The organism is Roseateles sp. GW821-FHT03B02 (assembly GCF_059421025.1).
On record NZ_JBWKUV010000008.1, the window covers coordinates 77,196 to 89,006 of the forward strand.

Here is an 11,811-nt window from a genome sequence, read left to right on the forward strand (position 1 = left end):
CAGACGGGTCGGGGAGGCAGCTGGCGTCAGCGCGGCTCGGGTCATGCGCATCCGTTCATTCTTGTCCGTCCCTCAGGAATTCCGCAAAGCCGGGATCGCTGAAGGCGGCGGGGGGCAGGTTGTCGCTGAGCAGGGCGGTGTCGACTTCGGCTGCGGCGACGATCTGCTCGTGAATCTGGCCTTGCTGCATCAGCAGCAGGCCGGCCAGCAGGGCCAGCAGCGGCAGTGCGGATACCAGCTTGGCCCACAGGCCACCTTCGCCACCGCTGCCGTGCGCTCCCTTGGGGCCGCCACTCAGGGCCAGCGTGGCGCCCATCTGCACCATGGAGGGGCTGGCGTGCACGGCTGCGCTCGCTGCGCGTGCCTGGGCTGCACGGGCCAGGGCCTGCTCGCGAGCAAAGCGCAGACGCTCGGTCACGTCATGGGGCAGCGCGGCGCTGCGCTCGTTCAGGCTGGCGGCAACGCGCAGGCCAAAGCGTGCGACGCGTGCTTCCAGGTCAGCAGGGAGGGAGGAATTGTTCGGCGACTTCATAGCGTGATCCCCTTGGCCTTGAGCGACTTCGCCAGCGCATGGACCGCCCGGGAGCAGTGAGTCTTGACACTGCCTTCGGAGCAACCCATCACAGAGGCGGTCTCTGCAACATCCAGTTCCTCCCAGTAACGCAGCAGGAAGGCTTCGCGTTGACGCGCCGGCAATTCTTCGACTTCCGCTTCAATACGCTGCAAGATTTGCGCCCGACTGACCTCGTCGGCCGCGCTGGAGGCACCCATGGCGCCGTCCTGGGTTTCGAGGATCTCCAGCAGGTCGAAATCGCCGTCGCCATCGCCGCCCTCGAAGTCAGACATATTCGTCATGACCGCGTTGCGTGTCTTCTGGCGACGGAAGTAGTCCATCGTCGCGTTGGACAGGATGCGCTGGAAGAGCAGGGGCAGTTCAGCCGCGGGGCGGTCGAAATAGTTTTCGGCCAGCTTGATCATGGCGTCCTGCACGATGTCGAGAGCGGCATCGTCGTTGCGGACCACGTAGGCCGTGCGCTTGAAGGCGCGGCGGTCCACGTTGCGCAGGAAATCGTTGAGTTCTTTGTCGGTGGCCAAGGCTAGGGAAGCGGGTCCGGACGGCAGCGCGGATTATGGCATTCGTCTGATACGAAGGCTTAACGGTTTTTGCTCGGCATAATGCTACTTCGCACAAAGAGTCAAAGCTCTCACCATGGCCGCCCGACTGGGGCCCCATCGGTTGATCGCGCAGGTTCCGAATCCGCTTCACGAGAGCGAGAAGAGGGGCACCAATGGTTTTTCGTTAGAGAAATTCACAAAGGTTCTAAAAATGGACATGTCTGCCGCGGATATCAAGCGCGCCGCCCTGGCGCAGCCTAATTCCCAATCCCCCAATTCCTCCACCTCGGAGCTCAACGGCTCCGAGATCCTCGTTCGCTGCCTGCAGGCCGAAGGGGTGCGCCATCTCTGGGGTTACCCCGGCGGCGCGGTGCTCTACATCTACGACGCGCTCTACAAGCAGGACAGCATCCAGCACGTGCTGGTCCGGCATGAGCAGGCTGCCGTGCATGCCGCCGACGGCTTTGCCCGCGCAAGCGGTGAAGTCGGCGTGGCGCTGGTCACTTCGGGCCCGGGCGTGACGAATGCCGTGACCGGCATCGCCACCGCCTACATGGACTCGATCCCGATGGTCATCATCACGGGTCAGGTCCCCACGCCCGCCATCGGCCTGGACGCCTTCCAGGAGTGCGACACGGTGGGCATCACCCGTCCCATCGTCAAGCACAACTTCCTGGTGAAGGACGTGCGCGACCTGGCGCTGACGTTGAAGAAGGCCTTCCACATCGCTCGCACCGGCCGTCCCGGCCCGGTCGTGGTGGACATCCCCAAGGATGTGTCGCTCGCAAAGACGACCTTCAGCTACCCGGATCGCATCGAGATGCGCTCCTACAACCCGGTGAAGAAGGGCCACAGCGGCCAGATCCGCAAGGCCGTTCAGCTCCTGCTGCAGGCCAAGCGGCCGTACATCTACACCGGCGGCGGCGTCATCCTCGGCGAAGCCACGGCCGAACTGCGCCAGCTGGTCGACCTGCTCGGCTTCCCCTGCACGAACACGCTGATGGGCCTGGGCGCGATGCCCGGCACCGACCCGCGCTTCCTCGGCATGCTGGGCATGCACGGCACCTACGAGGCCAACATGACCATGCAGCACTGCGACGTGCTGCTGGCCGTGGGCGCGCGCTTCGATGACCGCGTCATCGGCAACCCCAAGCATTTCGGTTCGGTGGAGCGCAAGATCATCCACGTGGATATCGACCCCTCGTCGATCTCCAAGCGCGTGCGCGTCGACATCCCCATCGTGGGCGACGTGAAGGACGTGCTGCAGGAGCTGATCGCCCAGCTGAAGGAGGCGCAGGCCAAGCCCGATGCCAACGCCGTCAACGCCTGGTGGAACCAGATCAACGAGTGGCGCCGCAAGGACTGCCTGGTCTTCAAGGACTCGACCGAGGTCATCAAGCCGCAGATGGTGGTGGACACGCTGTGGAAGCTGACCCGCGACCGCGACACCTACATCACCAGCGATGTCGGCCAGCACCAGATGTGGGCCGCGCAGTACTACAAGTTCGACGAGCCGCGCCGCTGGATCAACTCCGGTGGCCTGGGCACGATGGGCGTGGGCCTGCCGTACGCGATGGGCATCAAGCTGGCCAAGCCGGAGTCGGATGTGTTCTGCATCACCGGCGAAGGCAGCATCCAGATGTGCATCCAGGAGCTGTCGACCTGCTTCCAGTACAAGACGCCGGTCAAGATCGTCTCGTTGAACAACCGCTACCTGGGCATGGTGCGGCAGTGGCAGGAGCTCGACTACGAGGGCCGCTACTCGCACAGCTACATGGATGCGCTGCCCAACTTCGTGAAGCTGGCCGAGGCCTATGGCCACGTCGGCATCCTGGTCGAGAAGCCGAGCGATGTGGAGGGCGCGCTGAAGGAAGCCATGCGTCTGAAGGACCGCACGGTCTTCCTCGACATCCGCACCGATCCCACCGAGAACGTCTGGCCCATGGTCAAGGCGGGGAAGGGCATTTCGGAGATGCTGCTGGGTTCGGAAGACCTGTGACCGTCTGAAGCCGCGGGTTTTGCTGCGCGTTACCGCGCGCATCGACGTCAGCGGTGGAAGACGAACACAGCCGACCAAGGCAGTCCCTTTTAACGATTCGAACCCGCAGCCAAGGTCCGGCGGTTACCGCCGCCGGCACTGAAGAGCGCGAAGGACGAGATCCTATGAAACACATCATTGCTTTGCTCATCGAGAACGAGCCGGGTGCGCTGTCGCGCGTCGTGGCGCTGTTCTCGGCCCGTGGCTACAACATCGAGAGCCTCACCGTCGCGCCGACGGAAGACGCCTCGCTGTCGCGCATGACCATCGTGACCACCGGCTCCGACGAGGTTATCGAGCAGATCACCAAGCATCTGAATCGCCTCATCGAGGTCGTCAAGGTCGTCGACCTGACCGAGGGCAACTACACCGAGCGTGAGCTCATGCTCATCAAGGTGCGCGCCGTCGGCAAGGAGCGCGAGGAGATCAAGCGCACTGCCGACATCTTCCGTGGCCGCGTCATCGACGTCACCGAGAAGACCTACACCATCGAGCTGACCGGCGACGCGAGCAAGCTCGACGCCTTCATCGACGCGATCGACCGCGCGTCCATCCTCGAAACCGTTCGGACGGGTGCCAGCGGCATCGGCCGCGGCGAGCGCATCCTGCGCGTCTGATCCGTCTCACACCCCCAACACCACAGTTTTTTCCTGGAGCGACCCATCATGAACGTCTACTACGACAAGGACGCCGATCTCAGCCTCATCAAGGGCAAGAACGTCACCATCATCGGCTACGGCTCACAAGGCCACGCCCACGCGCAGAACCTGAACGACAGCGGCTGCAAGGTCACCGTCGCCCTGCGTCGCGGCGGCGCGTCCTGGTCCAAGGCCGAAGGCGCCGGCCTCAAGGTCGCCGAGATCGCCGAAGCCGTGAAGTCGGCCGACGTGGTCATGATCCTGCTGCCTGACGAGCAGATCGCCGACGTCTACAAGAAGGAAGTCGAGCCCAACATCAAGCAAGGCGCCTCGCTGGCCTTCGCCCACGGCTTCAACGTCCACTACGGCCAGGTGCAGCCGCGTGAAGACCTGGACGTCTGGATGGTCGCTCCCAAGGCCCCCGGCCACACGGTGCGCAACACCTACCGCCAAGGCGGCGGCGTGCCCCACCTGATCGCCGTCTACGCCGACAAGACCGGCAAGGCGCGTGACCTGGCCCTGAGCTATGCCGCAGCCAATGGCGGCGGCAAGGCCGGCATCATCCAGACCAGCTTCCGCGAAGAGACCGAGACCGACCTGTTCGGCGAGCAGGCCGTGCTGTGCGGCGGTGCCGTCGAGCTGATCAAGGCCGGTTTCGAGACGCTGACGGAGGCCGGCTACGCCCCCGAGATGGCCTATTTCGAGTGCCTGCACGAGCTCAAGCTCATCGTGGACCTGATCTACGAAGGCGGCATCGCGAACATGAACTACTCGATCTCGAACAACGCCGAGTACGGCGAGTACGTGACCGGTCCGCGCGTCGTCACCGAAGACACCAAGAACGCCATGCGTCAGTGCCTGAAGGACATCCAGACCGGCGAGTACGCCAAGTCCTTCATCCTCGAGAACAAGGCTGGCGCCCCGACCCTGATCAGCCGCCGCCGCCTGACCGCCGAGCACCCCATCGAGCAGGTCGGCGAGAAGCTGCGCGAAATGATGCCCTGGATCAAGGCCAACAAGCTGGTCGACAAGGCCAAGAACTGATCGTCCCTTTCGGGCGATTCAAGGGCCGGCGCATGCCGGCCTTTTCGTTTCAGGGCTGGTGGTTGGCCCGGAGCGCGTCCACGGCGGCCTCGGGAAGCCACAGCAGCGTGTTCAGATAGGTGTCCAGGCAGTCCACCAATTCCTGCCGCGGGCCTTCACGCCAGACGGCGGAGCCGTAGAAGGCGTCCTGCTGGGCCACGAGCTGTTCGCGGCTGTCGAAGGCGCGGACCAGGAAGAAGCTTTCCTCCTCATGGTCTGAGCGCCCGAATGCGACGACGTCCATGCCGCTGGTGCGTACCAGCGGCAGCGCGAGCCTCACTGCCGCGACGAAGCGCTCGGCGCAGTCGGGCTTGAGACGGTAGGTGCGGACTTCGATGAGCTTCATGGCCGTCGTCTCCTGTCGTTTCCGACATGCTAGGAGCGGCAATTGCAGGGATCTGTCAGCTATCCTGCGGGGCTATGACCCCTGATCCCATCGAGGACGACGAGCCCAGCACGTCCATCCGCCCTCGCCGCAAAGGCATTTACGCCCTGCCCAACGCCATCACGCTGGGCGCGCTCTTCAGCGCCTTCTACGCCATCGTCATGGCCATGAACGGCCGCTTCGAGGTGGCCTGCGTGGCCATCTTTGCCGCCGCCATCCTCGACAGCCTGGACGGCCGCGTTGCGCGCATGACCAACACCCAGTCGGCCTTCGGCGAGCAGATGGACAGCCTGTCCGATATGGTCGCCTTCGGCGCCGCGCCGGCCCTCATCGTTTACATGTGGGCGCTGAAGGACATGGGCAAGCCGGGCTGGATTCCGGCCTTCGTCTACATCGCCGGTGCCGCGTTGCGTCTGGCGCGTTTCAACGTCAACATCGGCGTCGTCGACAAGCGCTACTTCCAGGGCCTGCCCAGCCCGGCCGCGGCGGCGCTCGTCATCGGCCTGATCTGGGCCGTCGTCGACCAGAAGGATTACAGCGGCGTGCGCCAGGGCAGCTGGGAGGCCTGGGCGGCCTATGGCATCACGCTGTTCGCTGGGCTTTCGATGGTGACGAATGCGCCCTTCTACAGCTTCAAAGTCTTCGACCGGCGGCGCAGCGTGCCCTTCGTCGTGCTGGTCATCATCATGCTGGGCATCGGCCTTGCCGCGCTCGACCCGTCGCGTGTTCTCTTCGGTGCCTTCTGCGTTTACGGCCTGTCGGGCTATGTCATCTACGGCTGGCGCAAGGCCAAGGGCAAGCCGGTTTCAGTGATCTCCACCAGCACCGACGAGCCCGACGAACGTGGCTTGCACCAATAGGTATTCGTGCTAGATTCCCGACCCATGAGCCGCACCACGCGAATTCAACTGCTACTAGCTCTAGAGGAACCACGGGTTCGCTAGTCAGTCGCGCACGCACGCTCATCCCCTGACCCCAACGGCCCGTTTGCAACCGCAGCGGGCCGTTCGTGTTTTCAAAGGCTGCTGGTTGCGCCACCCCCTCGGATGGAAGACCCATGTTGAAGCAACCGCAGCTCAAGTACCGCCCCTTCGCCCCCGTCGCCCTGCCGGACCGCACCTGGCCCGACGCCGTGCTGACGCGCGCGCCGATCTGGCTGAGCACCGACCTGCGCGACGGCAACCAGGCGCTGATCGAGCCCATGGACATCGAGCGCAAGCTGCGCATGTTCCAGCAGCTCGTGAAGATCGGCTTTAAGGAGATCGAGGTCGGCTTTCCGTCGGCCTCGCAAACCGAGTTCGACTTCGTCAGGCTGCTCATCGAGGGTGGCCATATTCCCGACGGCGTGAGCATCCAGGTGTTGACGCAGGCGCGCTCCCACCTGATCGAGCGCACCTTCGAGGCGCTGGACGGCGCGAGAAGCGTCATCGTCCATGTCTACAACGCCGTCGCGCCCATCATGCGCCGCGTGGTGCTGGGGCAGGACGAGGATGGCATCGTCGAGCTCGCCAGTTCGCATGCCCGCCAGATCAAGGAGCTTGCCGCTGCACGGCCTGGCACCGACTGGCGCTTCGAGTACTCGCCGGAGATGTTCTCCGGCACCGAGCTGGCCTTCAGCAAGCGCGTCGTCGATGCCGTGACGGCGGTGTGGGCGCCGACCCCCGAGCGCAAGTGCATCGTCAATCTGCCGTCCACCGTCGAGCACAGCACGCCCAACATCTTCGCGGACATGATCGAGTGGATGCATCGCCACCTCGAACGCCGCGACAGCATCGTGCTGTCCGTCCACCCCCACAACGACCGTGGCACCGGCACGGCGGCGGGCGAGTTCGCGCTGATGGCCGGCGCTGACCGCGTCGAAGGCTGCCTGTTCGGCAATGGCGAGCGCACGGGCAACGTCGACCTCGTCAACATCGCACTCAATCTCTACACCCAGGGTGTGGACCCGCAGCTGGACTTCTCGGACATCGACGAGGTGCGCCGCTGCGTCGAGCACTGCACGCAGATCCCGGTCCACCCACGCCATCCCTACGTGGGCGATCTCGTGTACACCTCCTTCTCCGGCTCCCACCAGGACGCCATCAAGAAGGCCTTCGCTGCGCGCAAGGACGGCGACATTTGGGACATGCCCTACCTCCCCGTCGACCCCAAGGACCTGGGCCGCAGCTACGACGCCGTCATCCGCGTGAACAGCCAGTCCGGCAAGGGCGGCATCGCCTATCTGCTGGAAGCCGAGTACGGGCTGGAGCTGCCGCGCCGCCTGCAGATCGAGTTCAGCCAGGTCGTGCAGCGCGTGATGGACGATGCCGGCAAGGAGCTCACGGCCGCGGACATCCATGCCATCTTCGAGCGCGAGTACGGCATCGGCAACGCGGGCGCTTCCGTCGTGCAGCCTCAAATGACCGAGGTCGCCGGCGGCGCGATGCGCTTGTCGGCCGAGGTCGTGCTCGGTGGCTGGATGGGCCATGTGCAGGGTGAGGGCAACGGCCCCATCGACGCCTTCGTCAACGCGCTGTCGATCCGCCTGGGCCAGGAGGTGCGCGTGCTGGACTACCACGAGCACGCCATCGGCAGCGGCGCCGATGCGCGAGCGGTGGCCTACCTGGAGATCCGTGTCGGCGACACGACTCGCCACGGCGTGGGCATTGATGGCAGCATCGTGCGTGCGTCCATGCAGGCCATCCTGTCCGGCCTGTCCCGTGCGCCTGTGACGGTGCCCCAGATTCGAGAGGAAAACGTGCGATGACCGACAAGCTCATCATCTTCGACACCACGCTGCGCGACGGCGAGCAATCGCCCGGCGCGTCCATGACGCGCGAGGAAAAGCTGCGCATCGCACGCCAGCTGGAGCGCATGAAGGTGGACATCATCGAGGCCGGCTTCGCGGCGTCCAGCAACGGCGACTTCGAGGCCGTGCGCGCCATCGCGGCGGCCGTGAAGGACAGCACCGTCTGCTCGCTGGCCCGCGCCAACGACCGCGACATCTCGCGCGCTGCCGAGGCGCTGGCCGGCGCCAACAGTGCGCGCATCCACACCTTCATCGCCACCAGCGAGCTCCACATGGAGAAGAAGCTGCGCATGACGCGAGAGCAGGTGCTGGACCAGGCCACGCTGGCCGTGCGCTTCGCGCGCAATCTGTGCGGTGACATCGAGTTCTCGCCCGAGGACGGCTACCGCTCCGACATCGACTTCCTGGCCCGCGTCTGCGAATCGGTCATCAAGGAAGGCGCCGGCACCATCAACATCCCCGACACCGTGGGCTACGCCATTCCCGAGCTGTACGGCGACTTCATCCGCCGCCTGCGCGAAAAGGTGCCCAACAGTGACCGGGCGATCTGGAGCGTGCACTGCCACAACGACCTGGGCATGGCGGTCGCCAATTCGCTGGCAGGCGTCAAGATCGGCGGTGCGCGCCAGATCGAGTGCACCATCAACGGCCTGGGCGAACGCGCCGGCAACTGCTCGCTCGAAGAGGTCGTCATGGCCGTCAAGACGCGGCGCGACTATTTCGGCCTGGACGTGGGCATCGACACCTCGCAGATCGTGCCGGCCTCGCGGCTGGTGTCGCAGACGACCGGCTTCGTCGTTCAGCCCAACAAGGCCGTCGTCGGCGCCAACGCCTTCGCGCATGCCTCGGGCATCCACCAGGACGGCGTGCTGAAGGCCCGCGACACCTACGAGATCATGCGCGCAGAGGACGTGGGCTGGGCCGCGAACAAGATCGTGCTGGGCAAGCTGTCGGGCCGCAACGCCTTCAAGCAGCGCCTGCAGGAGCTCGGCATCCAGTTGGACAGCGAGGCCGAGGTCAACGCGGCTTTCGTACGCTTCAAGGATCTGGCTGACCGCAAGAACGAGATTTTCGACGAGGACATCGTCGCCCTCGTGATGGACGAGTCGGTCATCAACGATGCGGAGCACTACCGCCTGCTGTCGCTGGCGCAACGCTCCGAGACCGGCGAGCGCCCGCACGCGGCCATCGTCTTCGCCGTGGGCCAGCAGGAGCACCGTGCCGAGAGCGACGGCAACGGACCGGTCGACGCGACGCTGCAGGCCATCGAGTCGGTCGTGCAGTCCGGCGCCGAGATGCTGCTGTACTCGGTCAATGCCATCACCGGCGGCAGCACCGAGTCCCAGGGCGAGGTGACGGTGCGACTGCAGCATGCCGGCCGCGTCGTCAATGGCGTCGGCGCCGACCCGGACATCATCGTGGCCTCAGCCAAGGCCTATCTCAGTGCCCTGAACAAGTTGCAGAGCAAGGCCGAGCGCGTGGCGGCGCAGGGCTGACCCCCGCTGATCCCCGCTGGAGGCCGCTTGCCGACGGCGGGCCCAGTCCATGTCGCCTGTAACCGGCGTGATGCCCGTCACGCCGGCCTGCGCTGTTACCGCTTCATGCCGCATCTGGCGTGTAAAGCCGGTCTTCCTTCCAGGGCACCTGGCGCGTTGCACCCCCAGAATTCGACGCAAGTTGCATCCGCAGGCAGCGCGCGGGTGCGGTGGGCCGGCGGTTCTGGGGCTGATACCGATACCCCGGCCGTTTCAGTCCGGGCCTACTTGCGTTTGTTTACTTTTGCGCTGGAGCCAGCTGTAAAGCGGATGTAACGCTGCAATCCACGAGTCTCCCCGGTTCGGGGCAAGAGTTCACTTGAGGAATGTTGCATAAGTTCTTATCTTGTCGGTGTTTTTGGCAGCGCTACACTGCCGTCCAGCCCTGGGGATCCCGTTGAAGACTTTTGCCGCCGCCCTTTTGAGCCTCAGCCTCCTGGCCTCGCTGCCCAGCGTTGCCACGGCTGCGGCCGACACCAAGACCAAAGCTTCCAAGACCAGCGCCAAGGCCTCGTCCGTGCCGACCCGAAAGGTCCGCTCCGTCGTGCTGCGCAAGGCGGCACCCGTGCTGCCCGCGGTGCCCACCTTCGGCCAGGTTGCCGGCCTGCACTCGGTCGATGACCCGCTTGCGCTGAAGTCCAGCGTCGCTTACGTGCTGGACCAGGACACCAACGAGGTGCTGTTCTCCAAGAACCCGCAGGCGGTGCTGCCCATCGCGTCCATCACCAAGCTGATGACGGCCCTGGTCGTTGTCGAGGCGGGCCTGTCGCTGGACGAGAAGCTGACGGTGACCGACGAGGACAAGGACACCGAGAAGAACACGGGTTCGCGTCTGGCCGTCGGCACGACGCTGACGCGCGGCGACATGCTTCACCTGGCCCTGATGGCCAGCGAGAACCGCGCCGCCCATGCGCTGGGCCGCAACTACCCCGGTGGTCTGGAGGCCTTCGTCGCCGCCATGAACGCCAAGGCGCAGAGCCTGGGCATGGCCGATACGCACTACGTTGAGCCCACCGGCCTGTCCAGCCGCAACCAGAGCAGCGCGGCCGACCTGGCCAAGCTGGTCAACACCACCAGCCAGGTGCCGCTGCTGCGCGACCTGTCCACCTCGCGCGAGGCCCGTGTGGCTCTCGGCAAGCGCCTGGTGCAGTTCCGCTCCACCAACGGCCTGCTGTCCAACCCGCTGTGGGACATCGGTCTGCAGAAGACCGGTTTCATCAACGAGGCCGGCAAGTGCCTCGTCATGCAGGCCAGCATGGCGGGCCGCAAGCTCATCATGGTGTTCCTGGATTCCAGCGGCAAGGCCTCGCGGATTGCCGATGCCGAGCGCATGCGCAAGTGGCTGGCCAGCCAGGGCGACACCGCGGCACCCGCCGCCAAGCTCTGAGCCTCTGGCTCTCCAATGAAGAAGCGGCGCCTCGGCGCCGCGTTCGCTTTCCGGGGTCAGGCCCGGTGGCCGAGCGCCGACGAGATCTGCGCGGCGGTTTCCTTCAGTCTCACGACCCAGCTTTCCTCCAGCCGGTCGGCCGGCGCCGAGATGGACAGGCCGGCAACCAGCTTGGCCTGGTCGTCGTAGATGCCGGCGGCCATGCAGCGCACGCCCAGCTCCAACTCCTCGTCGTCGCGTGCGATGCCGCGCTGGCGCACCATGGCCAGTTCGCGTTCCAGCGCACCGATGTCGGTGAGGCTGTTGCGGGTGTGGCCCGACAGGCCGGTGCGGGTGGCGTAGGCGCGCACCCGCGGGCTGTCGTCACTGGCCAGGAAGAGCTTGCCGACCGAGGTGAGATGCAACGGCGCCCGGCCGCCTACGGCTCGCACGACCTGCATGCCCGAGCGCTCGGAGTAGGTGCGCTCGATGTAGACGATCTCGTCGCCCTGGCGCACCGAGAGGTTGACGGGCTGGTGGGTGAACTTGTGCAGCTCGCGCATCGCGGGCAGCGCCGCGTCGCGCACGTCCAGCCGCGCCTTCACCAAGTTGCCCAGCTCCAGCATGCGCATGCCCAGGCGGTAGCTGCCGGCCTCCGGTCGATCGACGAAGCGCCCCAGCGTCAGGTCATTGAGAATGCGGTGCGCCGTGGACGGGTGCAGGCCGGTGGCCTCGGAGAGGGCTTTCAGCGACACGGGGTCCTGGTGGCTGGCCAGCACGTCCAGCAGCGCGAACATGCGCTCCAGCACCTGGATGGCCGGGGTCTGCTGGGCGTCTTTGGGTTTCATGCCGTCATTGTGGG

Annotated in this window: 11 protein-coding genes; 7 read left to right on the plus strand and 4 right to left on the minus strand. The window is 65.5% G+C overall.

Going from position 1 to position 11,811, the window contains the following annotated elements; genetic code table 11:
• Positions 1-55 precede the first annotated feature (55 nt).
• Positions 56-532: a DUF3619 family protein gene (locus tag AC07VX_RS20100; RefSeq protein ID WP_493166289.1), complete on the minus strand. Its 477-nt coding sequence runs from the start codon at positions 530-532 to the stop codon at positions 56-58.
• Positions 529-1,095 (minus strand): RNA polymerase sigma factor, encoded by a 567-nt coding sequence (locus AC07VX_RS20105; protein WP_493166288.1) that lies wholly within the window; start codon positions 1,093-1,095, stop codon positions 529-531. Before AC07VX_RS20105 ends, AC07VX_RS20100 begins: the two co-directional genes overlap by 4 nt.
• Before the next feature lie 232 nt (positions 1,096-1,327).
• On the opposite strand from AC07VX_RS20105, the gene AC07VX_RS20110 reads away from it, so the two are divergent.
• From AC07VX_RS20110 to ilvC, 3 genes are all read left to right on the plus strand, one after another.
• Complete coding sequence (locus AC07VX_RS20110) at positions 1,328-3,115, plus strand: acetolactate synthase 3 catalytic subunit (protein WP_493166287.1); 1,788 nt, start codon at positions 1,328-1,330, stop codon at positions 3,113-3,115.
• Between the two features lie 164 nt (positions 3,116-3,279).
• The gene (gene ilvN / locus AC07VX_RS20115) at positions 3,280-3,771 is read left to right on the plus strand and encodes an acetolactate synthase small subunit (protein WP_119045327.1); all 492 of its coding nucleotides are present in this window, start codon (positions 3,280-3,282) and stop codon (positions 3,769-3,771) included.
• A gap of 48 nt (positions 3,772-3,819) precedes the next feature.
• Complete coding sequence (gene ilvC / locus AC07VX_RS20120; RefSeq protein WP_492693713.1) at positions 3,820-4,836, plus strand: ketol-acid reductoisomerase; 1,017 nt, start codon at positions 3,820-3,822, stop codon at positions 4,834-4,836.
• A gap of 49 nt (positions 4,837-4,885) precedes the next feature.
• Here ilvC and AC07VX_RS20125 read toward each other — a convergent pair whose 3' ends face one another.
• Complete coding sequence (locus AC07VX_RS20125) at positions 4,886-5,221, minus strand: NIPSNAP family protein (protein WP_493166286.1); 336 nt, start codon at positions 5,219-5,221, stop codon at positions 4,886-4,888.
• Positions 5,222-5,295: 74 nt separating this feature from the next.
• Between AC07VX_RS20125 and pssA the strand changes: the two genes are divergently transcribed.
• From pssA to pbpG, 4 genes are all read left to right on the plus strand, one after another.
• A complete protein-coding gene (gene pssA, locus AC07VX_RS20130) occupies positions 5,296-6,120 on the plus strand; it encodes a CDP-diacylglycerol--serine O-phosphatidyltransferase (protein WP_493166285.1) in 825 nt (274 codons plus the stop codon).
• 197 nt (positions 6,121-6,317) lie between these two features.
• Positions 6,318-8,006 carry a 2-isopropylmalate synthase gene (gene leuA / locus AC07VX_RS20135; protein ID WP_493166284.1) on the plus strand — a complete coding sequence of 563 codons (1,689 nt, stop codon included), beginning with the start codon at positions 6,318-6,320 and terminating at the stop codon, positions 8,004-8,006.
• The gene (locus AC07VX_RS20140) at positions 8,003-9,544 is read left to right on the plus strand and encodes a 2-isopropylmalate synthase (RefSeq protein WP_493166283.1); all 1,542 of its coding nucleotides are present in this window, start codon (positions 8,003-8,005) and stop codon (positions 9,542-9,544) included. Before leuA ends, AC07VX_RS20140 begins: the two co-directional genes overlap by 4 nt.
• 460 nt (positions 9,545-10,004) lie before the next feature.
• A complete protein-coding gene (pbpG, locus tag AC07VX_RS20145) occupies positions 10,005-10,970 on the plus strand; it encodes a D-alanyl-D-alanine endopeptidase (RefSeq protein ID WP_493183943.1) in 966 nt (321 codons plus the stop codon).
• A gap of 56 nt (positions 10,971-11,026) precedes the next feature.
• Here the strand turns inward: pbpG and AC07VX_RS20150 are convergent, their stop codons facing one another.
• Positions 11,027-11,797 carry an IclR family transcriptional regulator gene (locus AC07VX_RS20150; protein ID WP_493166282.1) on the minus strand — a complete coding sequence of 257 codons (771 nt, stop codon included), beginning with the start codon at positions 11,795-11,797 and terminating at the stop codon, positions 11,027-11,029.
• Positions 11,798-11,811: the final 14 nt, after the last annotated feature.